Annotated in this window: 17 protein-coding genes, 1 other RNA gene and 1 riboswitch; of the genes, 12 read left to right on the plus strand and 6 right to left on the minus strand. The window is 68.0% G+C overall.

The genetic code is table 11. The annotated features are described in order from the left end of the window. Positions 1-53: 53 nt before the first annotated feature. On the minus strand, positions 54-314 hold the full coding sequence (rsrA, locus tag RCH07_RS10255; RefSeq protein ID WP_326967369.1) for a mycothiol system anti-sigma-R factor: 261 nt from the start codon (positions 312-314) through the stop codon (positions 54-56). Further along, positions 311-1,240 (minus strand): sigma-70 family RNA polymerase sigma factor, encoded by a 930-nt coding sequence (locus RCH07_RS10260; protein WP_442784807.1) that lies wholly within the window; start codon positions 1,238-1,240, stop codon positions 311-313. Before RCH07_RS10260 ends, rsrA begins: the two co-directional genes overlap by 4 nt. Positions 1,241-1,483: 243 nt before the next feature. On the opposite strand from RCH07_RS10260, the gene RCH07_RS10265 reads away from it, so the two are divergent. The 10 genes from RCH07_RS10265 (at position 1,484) to RCH07_RS10310 (ending at position 11,484) form a co-directional block, all read left to right on the plus strand. Then, a complete protein-coding gene (locus RCH07_RS10265) occupies positions 1,484-2,032 on the plus strand; it encodes a DoxX family protein (RefSeq protein ID WP_326967370.1) in 549 nt (182 codons plus the stop codon). Positions 2,033-2,040: 8 nt separating this feature from the next. Continuing rightward, a complete protein-coding gene (gene aroA, locus RCH07_RS10270; RefSeq protein WP_326967371.1) occupies positions 2,041-3,549 on the plus strand; it encodes a 3-phosphoshikimate 1-carboxyvinyltransferase in 1,509 nt (502 codons plus the stop codon). Next, positions 3,533-4,648, plus strand: coding sequence for a ribosome small subunit-dependent GTPase A (gene rsgA, locus RCH07_RS10275; protein ID WP_326967372.1), 1,116 nt, complete (start codon positions 3,533-3,535; stop codon positions 4,646-4,648). Before aroA ends, rsgA begins: the two co-directional genes overlap by 17 nt. Before the next feature lie 89 nt (positions 4,649-4,737). Next, positions 4,738-5,550 carry a histidinol-phosphatase gene (hisN, locus tag RCH07_RS10280; RefSeq protein WP_326967373.1) on the plus strand — a complete coding sequence of 271 codons (813 nt, stop codon included), beginning with the start codon at positions 4,738-4,740 and terminating at the stop codon, positions 5,548-5,550. 137 nt (positions 5,551-5,687) lie between these two features. After that, a riboswitch (SAM riboswitch) is annotated at positions 5,688-5,800 on the plus strand. 35 nt (positions 5,801-5,835) lie between these two features. Then, positions 5,836-7,350 carry an aminotransferase class V-fold PLP-dependent enzyme gene (locus RCH07_RS10285; protein ID WP_326967374.1) on the plus strand — a complete coding sequence of 505 codons (1,515 nt, stop codon included), beginning with the start codon at positions 5,836-5,838 and terminating at the stop codon, positions 7,348-7,350. Between the two features lie 295 nt (positions 7,351-7,645). After that, positions 7,646-8,404, plus strand: a complete 759-nt coding sequence (locus tag RCH07_RS10290) for a class I SAM-dependent methyltransferase (RefSeq protein ID WP_326967375.1) — start codon at positions 7,646-7,648, stop codon at positions 8,402-8,404. Between the two features lie 210 nt (positions 8,405-8,614). Then, the gene (locus tag RCH07_RS10295; RefSeq protein ID WP_442784804.1) at positions 8,615-9,898 is read left to right on the plus strand and encodes an Nramp family divalent metal transporter; all 1,284 of its coding nucleotides are present in this window, start codon (positions 8,615-8,617) and stop codon (positions 9,896-9,898) included. Positions 9,899-9,914: 16 nt separating this feature from the next. Further along, complete coding sequence (locus RCH07_RS10300) at positions 9,915-10,628, plus strand: metal-dependent transcriptional regulator (RefSeq protein WP_326967376.1); 714 nt, start codon at positions 9,915-9,917, stop codon at positions 10,626-10,628. A gap of 44 nt (positions 10,629-10,672) precedes the next feature. After that, the gene (locus RCH07_RS10305; protein ID WP_326967377.1) at positions 10,673-11,107 is read left to right on the plus strand and encodes a fluoride efflux transporter FluC; all 435 of its coding nucleotides are present in this window, start codon (positions 10,673-10,675) and stop codon (positions 11,105-11,107) included. Beyond that, positions 11,104-11,484 carry a fluoride efflux transporter FluC gene (locus RCH07_RS10310; protein ID WP_326967378.1) on the plus strand — a complete coding sequence of 127 codons (381 nt, stop codon included), beginning with the start codon at positions 11,104-11,106 and terminating at the stop codon, positions 11,482-11,484. Before RCH07_RS10305 ends, RCH07_RS10310 begins: the two co-directional genes overlap by 4 nt. Before the next feature lie 15 nt (positions 11,485-11,499). Here RCH07_RS10310 and RCH07_RS10315 read toward each other — a convergent pair whose 3' ends face one another. Next, complete coding sequence (locus RCH07_RS10315) at positions 11,500-12,888, minus strand: MFS transporter (protein WP_326967379.1); 1,389 nt, start codon at positions 12,886-12,888, stop codon at positions 11,500-11,502. A gap of 136 nt (positions 12,889-13,024) precedes the next feature. On the opposite strand from RCH07_RS10315, the gene RCH07_RS10320 reads away from it, so the two are divergent. Both RCH07_RS10320 and RCH07_RS10325 read left to right on the plus strand, forming a co-directional pair. Further along, the gene (locus tag RCH07_RS10320; RefSeq protein WP_326967380.1) at positions 13,025-13,396 is read left to right on the plus strand and encodes a hypothetical protein; all 372 of its coding nucleotides are present in this window, start codon (positions 13,025-13,027) and stop codon (positions 13,394-13,396) included. Between the two features lie 50 nt (positions 13,397-13,446). After that, positions 13,447-13,581 (plus strand): hypothetical protein, encoded by a 135-nt coding sequence (locus tag RCH07_RS10325; protein ID WP_326967381.1) that lies wholly within the window; start codon positions 13,447-13,449, stop codon positions 13,579-13,581. Between the two features lie 127 nt (positions 13,582-13,708). Here the strand turns inward: RCH07_RS10325 and ssrA are convergent. The 3 genes from ssrA to RCH07_RS10340 all read right to left on the minus strand — a co-directional run bounded on the left by ssrA (position 13,709) and on the right by RCH07_RS10340 (position 16,224). After that, positions 13,709-14,077: a transfer-messenger RNA gene (gene ssrA / locus RCH07_RS10330) on the minus strand. Between the two features lie 128 nt (positions 14,078-14,205). Continuing rightward, on the minus strand, positions 14,206-14,676 hold the full coding sequence (gene smpB, locus RCH07_RS10335; protein WP_326967382.1) for an SsrA-binding protein SmpB: 471 nt from the start codon (positions 14,674-14,676) through the stop codon (positions 14,206-14,208). A 138-nt stretch (positions 14,677-14,814) separates the two neighbouring features. Beyond that, positions 14,815-16,224: a peptidoglycan DD-metalloendopeptidase family protein gene (locus RCH07_RS10340; RefSeq protein WP_326967416.1), complete on the minus strand. Its 1,410-nt coding sequence runs from the start codon at positions 16,222-16,224 to the stop codon at positions 14,815-14,817. Positions 16,225-16,232 lie beyond the last annotated feature (8 nt).

Raw genomic sequence — 16,232 nt, forward strand, 5'->3', positions numbered from 1 at the left:
GAATCCTTGAGGATTCCGGGGTCATTCGTTTTGTGGCCGTGGGACGCGGACGCTCAGGCTTCGACGGGCCGGATTGTATGGATCCTGTCGAGGATCGCGTTCTTAAGGTTCTCCGGTGCCGCCTCCGTGCACGAACGCTTCACCATTACGCGGATGACACATTCGAGGTCGTACTGCTCAAAACACTCCGGGCACCCGTCCAGGTGATCTTTGATCTCAGCAATGTCATCATGCGTAAGCGCCCCGTCCAGATACTCGTAAATACGTTCCATCCGGGCGTCGTCGCAATCGCCCAGTCCCTGGCAGTCGCTCATTTCCTGTTCTCCTGTTTGTTGCTTCCGGGCGCCGCAGCGGTATTTGCGGCTTTGAATCCCCGCTCGGCGGCGTAGTCGGCGAGCATATCCCGCAGCATCTTCCGGCCCCGGTGCAACCGTGACATAACGGTCCCGATCGGCGTGTTCATAATGTCTGAAATTTCCTTATACGCGAAGCCCTCGACGTCGGCGAAATACACCGCGAGGCGGAACTCCTCCGGGATCGCCTGCAGCGCCCGCTTAACGTCAGAATCCGGCAAGTGGTCCAGCGCCTCGGCTTCAGCCGAACGCAGCCCCGAGGATGTGTGCGACTCGGCGCGGGCCAGCTGCCAGTCCTCGATGGTGTCCGAATTCGACTGCAGCGGCTCGCGCTGCCGCTTGCGGTAGAGGTTGATGTAGGTGTTGGTGAGGATGCGGTACAGCCAGGCCTTGAGGTTGGTGCCGGGCTTGTACTGATGGAACGCGGAGAAGGCCTTGGTGTAGGCCTCCTGGACGAGGTCCTCGGCATCTGCGGGATTCCTTGCCATCCTCATGGCCGCGGAGTACAACTGGTCCACATACTGCATGGCGTCCCGTTCAAAACGGACCCGGCGCTCGTCCGCCGACTCGACCGCGACGTCCAGCGGCCGGCCATCCACAATCGTCTCCCGGACGGCGGCTTCGTTGACCGGCGCATCGACACCCTGGGCATCGACACCCGGCGCAGCCAGGCCTTCCTCAGCCGCCGGGGCAGCCTCACGGGGTGCGCCGGCGGGCCCGGCAACAGGTGACTTGGCGGGCGCGGTACCGTTTCCGGCTACCTCGTGCATGGCCGCAACGGCCGGATCCATGGTGCTCATCGCCTTCAAGTCTACTGTCACCATCCGGCGGGCACCGGAACCATCCTGGCGGGCGACGCCCCACGCTTGCAGGGGATCTGCTGCCAGCTCCACACTGTCCTTGACCAGAATCAAATCTCCGCCTCCCCGGGCCGCACCGGATTGGTCCGGCCGTGCCCGTGTGTTGCAGCCCGGCTACCGGGCTGATCCGACTCAAAATCCAGCCATCGAAGAGCCGCTGGAACCTGTCACTGACAACCACGTCCGGCGGGCAAATATTCCGCAAAAGTGCAAGACTGGAACCGGTTCTCCCGCGTCGATTCCGCGGTTCGTCTCTTCAGGAGGAAATTCATGCCGTTTGTCCGCTTTCTCGCCCGCCCCATGCTCGCCTCCAGTTTCGTCCTTGCCGGTGTGGACAAGCTGAAGAATGCGGATGACACTGCGGCGCAGTTGTCCCCCCTGCTGCGCCGCGCGGCTGAGTCCCTGCCGTTCCAGACCAATGAAAAGGTGCTGGCCCGCGTCATCGGCGGCACCCAGGTAGGTGCCGGCGTCCTCTTCGCGCTCGGCAAGTCTGCCCGCTTTGCCGCCACCGTCCTGGCCGTCATCTCCGCCCTCAATGGCTACGTCGAATGGCGCAGCGCGGACATCACCTCCAAGGAGGGCCGCGACGCCCGCCGCAAGCAGCTGCTGAAGAACGTCTCGCTGACGGGCGGCGTGCTGCTGGCCTCCGTGGACACGAACGGCAAGCCCAGCCTGGCCTGGCGCGCGGAGCACCTCGCGGCCGACGCCAGGAAGAACGCCGGCCACCTCGCCTCGGACGTCAGGAAGACCACGGGCAAGCAGCTGAAGAAAGCCGACAAAGCGGTACGTAAGGCCGTAGACCACACCGTCGGAGCATAAGCAAGCACATGGCCGGCACCACCCCCACCGCAGCTGCCCTCCCCGTCCCGGCTGGCGTCGCCCCGCTCTGGCGGGCACCGTTCGCCGGACGGCCCGTCGACGCGACGGTCACCGTGCCGGGCTCCAAGTCCCTGACCAATAGGTATTTGGTGCTGGCTGCCATCGCCGACGGGCCCTCGCGACTGCGGGCGCCGCTGCACTCCCGGGACTCCACCCTGATGATCGAGGCGCTGCGCCGGCTCGGCGCCACCATCACGGAGGTCCCCGGTGACGGTGCCTTCGGCCCCGACCTGGAAATCACCCCCATCAGCCTGGACAGCCCTGCGGCCGGCACCGGAATCGACTGCGGCCTGGCCGGCACCGTCATGCGCTTCGTCCCCCCGGTGGCGGCACTGCGTCACGGAGATACGTTGTTCGACGGCGACCTGCACGCCCGCAACCGGCCGATGGGCACCATCGTCGAGGCTCTCACGGGGCTCGGCGTCGCTGTCAGCGCGGCCGACGGCGGGCCGGCGTCGTCCCTGCCGTTCACCGTCCACGGCACCGGTGAGGTCCGCGGCGGGCACCTTGTCATCGATGCCAGCGCGTCCTCGCAGTTCGTGTCCGCTCTGCTGCTGGCCGGTGCGCGCTTCACGGACGGGCTGCACCTGGAACACCGCAGCACCGAACATCCAGGTAAGCCCGTGCCCAGCATGGACCACATCACCATGACCGTCGCCGTGCTGCGCGGCGTGGGAGTGACCGTGGATGACTCGGTCCCTAACCACTGGGCTGTCTCCCCCGGGCCCATCCGCGCCTTCGACCGCCGCATCGAACAGGACCTCTCCAACGCCGGCCCCTTCCTCGCGGCAGCCCTGGCAACCCGCGGCACGGTCCGGATCCCGGACTGGCCCGCCGGAACCACCCAGGTGGGAGACCTCTGGCGCAGCATTCTCACCACCATGGGAGCCACCGTTACGCTGGAGGACGGCATCCTGACCGTCACCGGCGGCCCGGAGATTAAGGGCGCCCACTTCGATGGAACCAGCGAACTCGCGCCCACCGTGGCTGCCCTTTGTGCCCTGGCTTCCGGATCCTCCCGGCTCAGCGGCATTGCCCACCTCCGCGGCCACGAAACGGACCGGCTGGCGGCACTGGTGGCCGAGATCAACCGCCTCGGCGGCGACGCCGAAGAGACGTCCGACGGCCTCATTATCCGGCCCGCTCTGCTGCACGGCGGCGCCGTCCACAGCTATGCGGACCACCGTATGGCCACCGCCGGCGCCATCCTGGGCCTGGCCGTAGCCGGCATCGAGGTCGAGGACATCGCGACCACGGCCAAAACCATGCCGGACTTCCCCCGGTTGTGGGAAGCCATGCTGGCCCAGTCCTCCCCCGGGACGCCCGCCCCGTCGGACGCACCCCCGGCAGACGCACCCCCGGCGGACGCATCCGCTGCAGACGCACCCCTCGCGGACCCACCCCCGTCCGACGCACCCCCGGCAGACAAGGACGCCGCCAGTGGCACGCAGCACTGACTCCTGGGATGAATCCGATGTCCGGATCCGCCCCAATAAGAAGGGCTCACGCCCCCGTACGAAGGACCGGCCCAGCTACGACGATGCCGTCACCGGCCGGATCATCACCGTCGACCGCGGACGCTACACCGCCGTCGTCGGCGAGGGCACAGGCGAGGAACGCAAGATCATCGCCGCCCGCGCCCGGGAACTGCGCCGCAACCCTGTGGTGGCCGGCGACTTCGTCTCCCTTGTGGGGGACGTCAGCGGCGAGCCGGACACCCTGGCCCGGCTGGTCAGGATCCAGGACCGCAAAACCCTGCTGCGGCGCAGCGCGGACGACACCGATCCGATCGAACGCGCCGTCGTCGCCAATGCCGACCAGCTGGTGATCGTGGTGGCGGCCGCCAACCCTGAACCCCGGACCGGTTTCATCGACCGCGCCCTCGTGGCCGCCTACGACGCCGGCATTTCTCCCCTGCTGCTCGTCACCAAGGCCGACGTCAAGGATCCCGCCGGGCTGCTGTCCAACTATCAGCACCTCGCGTTCCCGGTGATCATTTCCAAGACGGCGGATTCAGCCGCCTCCGGAATCGACGCCCGCTCGGACGACGGGCTCTCGGCACGGCTCGACAAGGACGCCGTCTCACAGTTACGCGGCTACCTCGATGGGAAGGTCACGGTGATGCTGGGCCATTCCGGCGTCGGAAAGTCCACCATGGTCAATGCCCTGACCGGGGCCGAGCGCGCCACCGGCGGCGTCAACGCCGTGACCGGGCGCGGCCGGCACACGTCCTCCTCGGCGCTGGCCCTCAAGGTCAACGATGCGCCGTCCGGCAGCTGGATCATCGATACCCCCGGCATCCGCTCCTTCGGCCTGGCCCATGTGGACCCGGACCGGATCCTGCGTTCCTTCCCGGATCTGGAACCCGGCACCGACCGCTGCGAGCGGGGCTGTAAGCACAACACCAGCGCCGTCAACTGCGGTGTCGACGCCTGGGTAGCGGGGGGACATGCCGGCCCGTCAGGCCCCGCCCGGCTGACCTCGCTGCGCCGGCTGCTGGGCACCGACCCGCGGATGGAAGCGCAGGACGTCAAGGAACTGGGCACCGTCTCCTGACGTGTCGGTTGCGCCCGCCTGTCCCGCTTCCCGTGGCGCAGCGACGCAGCCTCCCGGTCGGCTGCCCGCTTTGGCGGTAGCTTGGAACCATGAGTCAACCCGCTTCGAGCTACAACGATGACCTGCGCCTTGCCCATGTACTGGCAGATTCCGTAGATTCCCAGACCATGAGCCGCTTCAAGGCGCTCGACCTTCGGATCGAGACGAAGCCGGACCTGACGCCGGTCACCGATGCCGATAAGTCCGTCGAGGAAGCCATCCGCGGCCAGCTCTCCCGCTCCCGACCCCGCGACGCTGTGCTGGGCGAGGAGTTCGGCAGCTCCGGCCACGGCTCGCGGCGCTGGATCATCGACCCGATCGACGGGACCAAGAACTTCGTCCGCGGCGTTCCCGTCTGGGCTACCCTGATCGCTCTTGTGGACGAGGGCGAGCCGGTTGTCGGCGTCGTCAGCGCCCCGGCACTGGGCAAGCGCTGGTGGGCTGCCAAGGGCGCCGGTGCGTACATGGGCCGCTCGCTGGCCGCCGCGACCCGGCTGAAGGTCTCCAACGTCTCTGAGCTCTCGGATGCCTCACTGTCCTACTCAAGCCTGGGCGGCTGGAAGCAGCGGGGAAACCTGGATGAATTCCTCGGCCTCACCGAGGAGGTCTGGCGCACCCGCGCCTACGGCGACTTCTGGTCCTACTGCCTCGTGGCGGAAGGCGCCGTCGACATCGCGTGCGAGCCCGAACTGAACCTCTACGACATGGCCGCGCTGGTCCCCATCGTCACCGAGGCGGGCGGCCGCTTCACCTCCCTCGAGGGGGAAGATGGCCCGTTCGGCGGCAACGCCCTGGCCACCAACTCGATCCTGCACTCCGAGGTGCTCAGGCGCCTCAACCCGGGACTAGACGACCTGCTCTAGCGGCTGCCGGACAATCGACGGCGGCGGCCGTCGATTGTCGTATTTGAGGGTGCCCGTTCGTGGCGCCGCGTAACAAAGCGCTTCACAATGCGGCACTCCCTGTTCGCCGCCGGCGCGGATGTCCTAGGCTCGAAGCAGGTCACGAGTGCCAGCGCTAAACCCCGGTTTGCTGGCCGGCAACCCTCCTTCGCGGCGGGGTGCCCCGGGTGACGACCTGGCCGGTCCGGAACGGACCCGGCAAGCGCGGATCCCCGGCAAATGGGGTCCTGTCTCGAGCGAGGTCCCATGACGACTGCCACTTTTCCCGCCAACTCCGGATTTGCCCCCGGGTTCCACCCCGGTGCAGAAGCCGGGCGCCCGGACGACGCGTTCGCCGTCGCCCGCCGGCCGCTCTCGGCGGTCACCGGCGCCGAGATCCAGGCGCCACTGATCCAGGGCGGCCACGTCCGCTACGCCAATCTGGACTACGGCGCCTCCGCACCCGCGCTGTCCGTCGTCTCGGCCTACCTGAACGAGATCCTGCCGTACTACGCTAGCGTCCACCGCGGCGCCGGCTACGCCTCCCAGATCAGCACCTCCGTGTACGAGAACGCCCGGACGATCGTCCGCGAGTTCGTGGGCGGACGCCCGGACGACTCCGTGATCTTCACCCGGAACACCACCGACTCACTGAACCTGCTCGCCGGTTGCCTGCCGGTCGCCGGCGGCAAACACACCGGCGAGGTGCTCTTCCTCGACATCGAACACCACGCCAACCTGCTGCCGTGGCAGGCCGTCCCGCACCGCAGCGTTGTGGCCGCCCCCACCGTGGCCGCCACGCTGGAGCGGCTCCGCGGGGAACTGTCCCACGGCGGCGTCAGCCTGCTCGCCGTGACCGGCGCCTCCAACGTCACCGGCGAAATCCTGCCAATCCGCGCGCTGGCAGCGCTGGCCCACGAGTTCGGCGCCCGGATCGTGGTCGACGCCGCCCAACTGGCCCCGCACCGCAGGATCGACATCGCCGCGGACGACGTCGACTACCTCGCCTTCTCCGGCCACAAGCTCTACGCGCCCTTCGGCGCCGGCGTCCTGGTGGGCCGGCCGGACTGGCTGGACGCCGGCACCCCGCACCTGGCCGGCGGCGGGGCCGTGCAGGACGCCCGGCTCGACACGGTCAGCTGGACCACCGGGCCGGCCCGGCACGAGGGCGGCTCCCCCAATGTCCTGGGCGCCGCAACCCTAGCCCGGGCCACCCAGGTGATCGCTGCCCTGGATCCGGAGCAGTGGCAGGCCCACGAGAACACCATCCGGTCCTTCCTGGTCGAGGGGCTCCAGCGGATCGACGGCGTCACCGTCCACCGGATCTTCTCCGACTCCGGCCTTGACGACGGCGGACGCGACATCGGCGGGCCGGACGGCGGCGGACGCGACAACGGCGGGCCTGACGGCGGCGGGCCTGGAAGCGGCAGCATCGGCGTCGTCAACTTCTCCGTGGCGGGCTACGACGCCGGCCTGGTGGCCGCGTACCTGTCCGCGGAGCACGGCATCGGCCTGCGTGACGGCCGCTTCTGCGCGCATCCGCTGCTCCGCCGGCTCGGGCTGCCCTCCGGCTCGCTGCGGGCCAGCTTCGGCGTCGGCTCCCGGATGGAGGACGCCCAGCGGCTGCTGGCAGGGCTGGAGGAACTGAGGGAGAACGGCCTGGGCTGGGATTATGTGGTGGATGCCGGCCGCTGGGTGCCGGCCAACGACTCCCGCAGCTACCCGCAGTGGGCGCCCAACACGCCCGGCACCGCCGGGGCGGCACCCTGCGGCCTGGGTTAGCGGACATTTTGGTTAGTTCGTCGGGGGTTCGGGTCCGGGAGTGTGGGACGGCCGGGCTCAGGGACATGCCCCGCGCCGGAGCCAGCGGATGGACATAGTGCCATTAAGCCCAGTCCCGGGTTCGAAGAATGGGCATGTCCCCCGGCATGCGAAGGACCCGGTCCAGCCTGACCCCGACGAACCAGGGAAAATGACCACCAGCGACCCGAGCTAGCGGCCTGGGCTGGAAACGCTCCTCCGCAGGGTGCGGTAAATTCGAGAGGTACCATCCGGATCTGGCCGAAGGAGATCGCACGTGACACGCGGCGGCCCCAAACTGGACCGCGAGCGCCGCCAGGAGCTCGGGCAGAGCTTCCAGGACGGCGGCGAACACTACCAGCGGGTCCGCCCGGGCTACCCCGCAGAGTCGGCCGACTGGCTGATCCCGGCCGGGGCGCAGGACGCCGCGGATATCGGCGCCGGCACCGGAAAGTTCACCGCCCTGCTGGTCGCACGAGGGCTGCACGCCGTGGCAGTGGATCCGTCCGCCGGCATGCTGGACCAGCTGCGCCGGATGCTCCCGGCCGTCTCCGCCGTCACCGGCACCGCCGAACACACAGGATTGCCGGCTCAAGCCTTCGATCTGGTCACGGTCGCCCAAGCCTGGCACTGGTGCGATCCGCTCCTGGCCAGCACGGAGTTCGCCAGGATCCTGCGCCCGCACGGCGTCCTGGGCCTGATCTGGAACCAGCTGGACACCTCAGTCCCGTGGGTCCACCGGCTCTCCCGGATCATGCACGCCGGGGATGTCCACAAACCGCATTTCACGCCGCCGCTGGGTCCGGAATTCACCGGTATGGAGAGCCACCTCACCCGCTGGGATGACCCGGTCACAACCGCGGACATCCTGGCGCTGGCCAAGTCCCGCAGCTACTATCTGAAGGCCTCGGAGCCTACCCGGACCAAGGTGCTGGGCAACCTCGACTGGTACCTGCACGGGCAGCTGGGCCACGGGCCCGGCGAGCCGCTGCGGCTCCCCTACCTAACCCAGGCATGGCGCGCAGTCCGGGCCTGACGACGCCGTCTCATAGCCGCTGCGCTGTTGCCGGCCGGATTGCGCGTTACCGGCGCAGAGGCTTATGGTTTCGGTAGTCCTAACAACTTTTTGCAGGTCCCAACAAACAATGGCGCGGGCCGCACCGCCAGCCCACACCGGGCGTCATGGCTGGTAAACCGACCATTCTCACAGCGGGCCAGCTGACCAACCGATCCAGAGGGGCCCGCCGTGCTGGAAGTAAGCGGATACCAACCATCGGCACCGAAGGTGCCCGGCCGGAAACCAGGCGCCCGCCGGGCCCTGCTTGGCCTGCTGGGCCCGGCTTTCGTGGCCTCGATTGCCTATGTGGATCCCGGCAACGTCGCGGCAAACCTCACCGCCGGCGCCCAGTACGGCTACCTCCTGGTCTGGGTCCTGGTGGCCGCCAACGTCATGGCCGTGCTGGTCCAGTACCAGTCCGCGAAGCTCGGTATCGTCACCGGCAAGAGCCTGCCGGAAATCCTCGGCGAACGCCTCAAGCCCTTCTGGCGCCGCGCCTTCTGGGCCCAGGCCGAAATCGTGGCCGCGGCCACCGACCTGGCCGAGGTCGTTGGCGGGTCCATCGCACTGTACCTGCTCTTCGGACTGCCGCTCCCGCTCGGGGCCGTGATCGTCGGCGCGGTATCCATGCTCCTGCTGGCGGTGCAGGCGAAAAACCGGCAGCGGCCCTTCGAGTTCGTCATCATCTTCCTTCTCGGCATCATCAGCATCGGCTTCCTGGCCGGGCTCTTCATCAGCCCGCCGGATCCGGCCGGCGTGGCGGCCGGGCTGATCCCCGGCTTCCAGGGCCCGGACACCGTCCTGCTGGCCGCCAGTATGCTCGGCGCCACCGTGATGCCGCACGCCATCTACGTCCACTCGGCCCTGTCCCGGGACCGGCACCGCCCCAACCCGCACCTGCACGTTCCGTTGCCCGCGATCATCCGGCTCGTCAAAGCCACCCGGCTCGACGTCGTGGTGGCCCTTGCCATCGCCGGCGTGGTGAACATCGGCATGTTGCTGCTGGCGGCGTCAACCCTGGGCGGCGTGGCCGGTACCGACACCATCGAGGGGGCCCACGCGGCGATTACGGCCAATCTGGGCCCGATCATCGGCGTCGTTTTCGCCGTCGGCCTGCTAGCCTCCGGCCTGGCCTCCACCTCCGTGGGCTGCTACGCGGGCGGAACCATCATGCAGGGTCTGCTCAAGATCCGCATCCCGCTGATGGTCCGGCGCGTGGTCACGCTGATCCCGGCGGTTGTGCTGCTGTCCGTCGGCTTCGACCCCACCTGGGGTCTGATCCTCAGCCAGGTGGTGCTGAGCTTCGGCATTCCCTTCGTCCTGATCCCGCTGGTGGTGCTGACCAGCGACAAGGCGCTGATGGGCCGCTTCGCGGACGGCATGCCGCTGCGGATCGCCGGCATCATCAGCGTGGTGCTGGTGGTGGCGCTGAACGTCGTCCTGCTGTGGCTCACGCTCACCGGCGCCGGCTGACGGTAGGGTTGGGTCAGTGAAGACCGGTGCCCCCTCCTCCTCGATTGAGGACTACGTCAAAGTCATTTACACCTTCACTGAGTGGCAGGACAAACCCATCAGCTCGACGCAGCTCGCGCAGCGCCTGGGTGTCGCCAACTCCTCGGTCTCCGAGATGGTCCGCAAGCTCAAGGACCAGGGCCTGGTGGACCACCAGCCCTACAGCGCCATCACCCTCACGCCCGACGGCGTCACACTGGCCCTGTCCATGGTCCGGCGTCACCGTCTGATCGAAACCTTCCTCGTCCGGGAGCTCGGCTACCGCTGGGACGAGGTCCACGACGAAGCCGAGCTGTTAGAACACGCCGTCTCGGACACCTTCATCGAGCGGATGGCCGCCAAGCTGGGGAATCCGGTCCGCGACCCGCACGGCGATCCGATCCCGGCCGCCGACGGCTCCGTGCTGATGCCGCCGGCGCACCGGATGAGCGAACTCGACGACGGCCACACCGGCCGGATCACCCGGATCAGCGATGAAAACCCCGAGCTGCTGCGCTACCTTGCGGCCGAAGAGATCGATCTGGACGCCGACGTCGAGGTGCTGGGCCGGAAGCCCTTCGGCGGGGCGCTCGTGGTGCGCATCGGCTCCGGCGGGACCCTGCGGGAATTCGACCTCGCCGGGGAAGTCACCGCCGCCCTGTGGGTCCACAGCGGCGCGGCCCACGCCGGCTGCAGCGTCGAAGGGCGCTAGGTGGCGGGCGCTGAGTGGCGGGCACGGTGCCGGAAGGCCCTGCGGTGAGACGCCCGGGACTGCCCGGCTGGCGTGCGTGGGCAGCCGTCGCAGTCGGCGGCCTGCTCGGAACGGAGCTGCGCTACGGTGCCGGCCTGCTGTTCCCGGAGGCGTCCGGCGCCGTGCCGTGGACCACCCTGGTGATAAACGTCGCCGGGAGTTTTGTCCTCGCCGCCCTCACCACCCTCTGGATCGCGCGGCCCCGGACGGCCGTCTGGCTCCGTGCCGGCCTCGGCCCCGGCCTGCTGGGTTCCTTCACCACATTCTCCGCAGTGGTGTACTCGGCGGACCAGCAGTTCCGCGGCGGCTTCCACAGCATCTGGCTGGCCTACCTGGTACTCTCCGTCGTGCTGGGGCTCGGCGCCGCCGCGGCCGGCTGGAAATCCGGCACGGCACTGGCCGGCAAGGCACCGGCCGACGCGGGGGGCGCAGCGTCATGATCACCCCGCTGCTGGTGGGCATCTTCGGGGTCGCCGGGGCCCTGCTGCGCTTCGCCGCCGACTCCTGGTTTGCGCACCGCCCCGGCCCCCGGCCGCACTGGCCGTGGGCAACCCTGCTGGTCAACGTCGCCGGGTCCTTCATCATCGGCTTGTCCATGGGTGTGACCAAAGAGCTGGGGCTCGGGCCGGAGTGGCAAGCCGGACTCGTGACCGGCCTGGCGGGCGGCCTCACCACCTTCAGCTCCTGGACCACCGCCACGGTGCGGCTGGCCAGTGAGGCGCGGTACCGCGCCGCCGCGCTCAATGTCGCCGCCAACCTCATCGCCGGGCTCGCGGCTGCGGCGCTTGGCCTGGCCCTCACCGGGTACGCCGCCTGACTCCTGACTCGGGGACTACTCAACCCCGGCCGTCGCCGGGCGGTTGCGGATGCCGACGGCGGACGCCACCGCGCCCGCGAAGAACAGCACCGCGGTGACCACAACGGTACTGACCACGCCCGACGTCGTGATCTCCGGTCCGGTGATCAGCCCGGCGGCGGCGATGCCCACCAGCCCCGCGATGCGCGCCACTGCGTTGTTGACGGCGGAACCGATGCCGGCCTCTTCCGGCTCCACAGCCCCCAGGATGGCGGACGTAAGCGGCGCCACCGTCACGGCCAGGCCCAGTCCGAAGACCAGCAGCCCCGGCAGGATTTGCCCGAAATAGTCCAGCGGCAGGCCCACCCGCATCAGCAGCAGGAAGCCCGCCGCGCACAGCAGCGGCCCGGCGGTCATGAACCAGCGGGGCCCGTAGCGGCCCGCGAGGGCGCCCATCCGGGAGGACAGGAGAAGCAGGATGACAGTGGGGGGCAGCAGGGCCAGGCCCGTCGTTGTGGCGCCCAGTCCGGCGACCTGCTGCAGGAAGAGTCCCAGGACGAAGAATCCGAGTGAGAGCCCGCCGTAGATCGCCGCCGTCGCAATGTTGCCCCAGCCAAAGTTGCGGACGGCGAAGAGCCGCAGCGGCATCATCGGAGCGGAGGTCCGGGCCTCGTGGCGGAGGAACAGGGCCAGGGCGGCCGCGCCGATCGCCAGCGGAAGCCATACCTGCGGGGCCGACCAGCCCAGGCTGCCGCGTTCAATGAAACCATAGACGATTCCGCCGAGGCCAATGACCGCCAGGACGGTCCCCGCCGCGTCGATCCGGCTGCCGGGTGTGCGCTCATGGTCCAGTTCGTGCAGTTTGAGCAGCACCGGCCAGACCGCCGCGGCCGGAATTACGTTGAGGAAAAAGATCAACCGCCAGGTCCAGAGATCCACCGAGAGCCCGCCGAGCAGCGGTGCCGCCACAATGGCACCGGACGTCCAGGCCGACCATCGCCCGATCGCCAGCGACTGCGCCGGGCCGGTGAAGACGGTCACGATCATGGCGAGCGAGCTGGGCACCAGCAGGGCGCCGGCGATCCCCTGCAGGCCGCGGAAAAGGATGAGCGACTCGCCGCTCCAGGCGAGGCCGCACAGCACCGACGTGGCCGTGAAGCCGGCCAGCCCCCATTTCAGGACCCGCACCCGGCCGAACTGGTCCGACAGGGAACCCGCCACCAGGATGAGGGCGCCCAGGGCCAGCAGGTACGCATCCACCACCCATTGCTGGACCACCAGTCCGCCGCCAAGCTCCCGCCCGATCGCAGGCAGGGCGAGGTTGACTACCGAACCATCCAGGAAGGCGATGAACGACGCGACGATCGCGACGTAAAGGACGCGTTTCTCGACGGCGGTCATGGCCGCGGCGGGGCTTGGGGACATGGCAGCTGCCTTCCTCGCTGGCTCCTGTGCTGCAGTGCTCTGCGGGGGCGGCACGGGTCTGTGATGAGCCTAACACCGGGGCGCCGGGGCCGCCTGCCGGGCCGTCCGGAGGCCTGCCGTCACGTATCGTTGAAGTATGATTACCCGTCGTGTTGCAGCCCAGATCCTCGACATTCCGCTGGAAATGGCACACCGTCACGGTATCCCCTCCCGGCTTAGCGATGCCGAGCTTGGCGCACTGCTGGACAGTCCCCCGCAGTGGCTGGTCCAGTCCAAGGCCAACCGGACGGGCAAGCGCCCGGTCTGGGTCCAATTGACGTGTGCGGTCTGCGGGTTCTCCGAGGCCGCCCGGCCCAAGAAGTGGTGGCCGGACTTCACTTACGTTGTCTGCGCGGATCACCACTCGGATGAGATCCCGCTGCGCGGTAGCGGGCTGATCCGCAGCGAGTATGAGGGTGTAGGAAGCCGGTTCGTCGGCATCGTGGACGTCGCAGTGCCGAAGGCGTAACTTAAAGAGCACGGGGCCATCCCGGCCTCTCTGCCTTTAGGGAGGGCGCAATGCCTGACAAATCTCCGCACCGGCACCAGGCCAAAAAACCGGTGAAGACCATCAAGGAAAAACGGGCTGAGAAGAAGACCAAGAACGTCGCGGAAACGCATGCGGACCCTGTGGCGCATATCAAGAAGCGCTGAACGGCACCGCAAGGACTGTCTGACACACCAAAAAGGCCGGAAGCATCAGCTTCCGGCCTTTTTGTTCTGCGTGTAACTTGTACTGCGTCAAACTTATACGGGGTGGAGCTCCGTTTCCGGCGCTCCCATGTGGAGATGGGGGGAATTGAACCCCCGTCCGATGTCGTGTTGTCAGGGCTTCTCCGGGCGCAGTTCGCATCGGATTTTCTCGGCCCCTGCCATGCTGCGAACAGCTGGCTGATCCGGGCCCAGTCATCTAAGAGTCCCGTTCACCCCGATGACGGAGGTAAACAGCAGTGGCTATCTAAATGACGCCAGGATCCGGGGCAATAGCAACCTCGGGCTGACGGACTGTCTTACTGCTTAGGCAGCGAGAGCGAAGTCAGTGCGTTTTGATTCGGCACTTATTGGTTTGCAGACAGCGTTTACGAGATAATTCTGCATCCTCGGCCCGCTTCACCTGTCGCGACTAACATCGTCGAAACCGATCATCCCCGTATTTTTTTATCAAACCGGCCAGGAACCGTGAGGTTCCTTCCCGGACTACTAAGCATAGCGCACACCCGCCCGGAATCATTCCCGCGGCGGGGCCATTTCGCAGTCCGGTATGGTTCCGGCCCTGCGTCAGCGGCGGTTGCGTTCGCGCATGACCCGCAGGGCCTCGCGCTTGTCCTGCTGCTCGCGCAGCGTCTGGCGCTTGTCGTATTCCTTCTTGCCGCGCGCGACGCCGATCTCCACCTTCGCGCGTCCGTCCACGAAATACAGCTGGAGCGGAACGATGGTGAAGCCGGACTCGCGGATCTTGTGCGAGATCTTGATGAGCTCGTCGCGGTGCAGCAGCAGTTTACGACGACGGCGGGCAGCATGGTTGGTCCAGCTCCCCTGGTGGTACTCCGGGATGTGGATGCCCTCCATCCACAGCTCGTCGTTGTAGAAGGTACAGAAGCCGTCCACCATGGAGGCATGCCCCTCGCGGAGTGACTTCACTTCGGTACCCATCAGCGCGATCCCGGCCTCATAGGTGTCCAGGACGTGGTAGTCGTGCCGGGCCTTGCGGTTGGTGGCCACTACCTTACGGCCACTTTCTTTCGGCACGGTGGAACTCCTTGGATCGAGTGGTGGCTGGCGGAATGGCTGTTCCCAGCCGCCAGGGGGTCCGCAGCCGGTAGGGCACGGAGACTCCAGTTTACGGCAGAGCATCTCCGCAACCGGAAAGCTTACGCTCCCGGCAGATCAGAGCAGGTTCATCGGGTCCGCCGCCTGGCCGTTAAGCCAGGTCTCGAAGTGCGAGTGGCAGCCGGTGGAGTTACCCGTCGAGCCGACATAGGCAATCAACTGGCCCTGGCTGACCTGCTGCCCGGAAGACACTGCGACGCTGGCGTTGTGGTAGAAGATCGTGGTCAGCGAGTTGCCCTGGACCACGCCGTGGGAGATCTTGACGTTGTTGCCGCCGCCGTCGCCCGCCCAGCCGGCCGAGTAGACGGTGCCCGCCGCCGGGGCGTACACCGGGGTGCCGCAACCCGCGCCGAAGTCGATGCCGGTGTGCATGTAGCCACCCTTACCGTAAAAGTCGATGGTTCCCGGCGGCGTCGCGCGCCAGCCGAAGCCCGAGGTGATGCGGGCGCCGGGGAGCGGGCTACGCAGGCCGAAGGCCGACGGCGGTCCGGGGGGCGCCGGGATGTAGGGAGCCGGCTTGGCCTGGTTCTGGCCCTGGGCGCGGGCGGCTGCGGCAGCCGCAGCGGCCTCGGCGATGCGGCGCTGTTCGGCCTCGTAGGCCTCACGCAGTTTGCGGTCCCGTTCGACGATTTCCGCGGCGACGGCGTCCTGCTGTGATTTGACCTGGGAAAGCTGGGTCTGGATGCCGGGCTTGGCAGCCTGCAGCTCCGCGTCGAGCCGGCTGGTGTCGGCAATGAGCTTGTCCACCTGCGCCTTCTTGGCCTCGGCCTCGTCGCGGGCGGCTTTCTCACGTGCCAGCGCGGCGTCGGCCTTGGCCTTGAGGTCCTTGATCTCGGCTTCCACCGCTTCGAGGCGGGCCTGCGAGTTGACGTTGGTGGCATTCTGCTGGGTGAGTTTATCCATCGCAGAGTTCTGGCTGCGCATCGCCTGGTCGGCCAGGTCGATTGTGTCCGTCAGGCTGCCGCCCTGGTTCGAGCCGAAGAACAGGGACAGGTTGGATGGCACGCCGCCGGATTTGTATGCCTGGGTGGCGATCTGCCCGATCAGCTTCCTGGTATCGGAGATCTTCTGCTTGTCCGTCTCGAGCTGCTCCGTGATCTTGGCTTTGTTCTGCTGCGCCAGGTCCACCCGGGAGGCCAGGGCTTCAACTTCCTTCACCGCGCCGGCCACGCGGCCCTGGGCTTCGAGAAGCGACTGCTGCGCGCCGGGAAGCTGGCCCTGAAAGAGCACCAGATCCGACGCGGCCTGGGCGATTCTGGAGTCGACGAACTCAAGGGACTGCTGGACGCGCGATGCTTCGTCCCGCAGAGCGGCCTGCTGGTCCTCAAGGTTCTCGGCGAATGCCACCGGAGTCGAGGTACCCATGCCGGCGGCGAGGACCAGCACCAGCGCGGCGCCGATCAGGCGGCTGCGGCGGCGGAATGAGCCGGCGCCGGCCTGTCCTGGCCGAGACGTCCGGCGAACCATCGCTGTCA

Source organism: Arthrobacter sp. CG_A4, assembly GCF_035985125.1.
GTDB lineage: Bacteria > Actinomycetota > Actinomycetes > Actinomycetales > Micrococcaceae > Arthrobacter.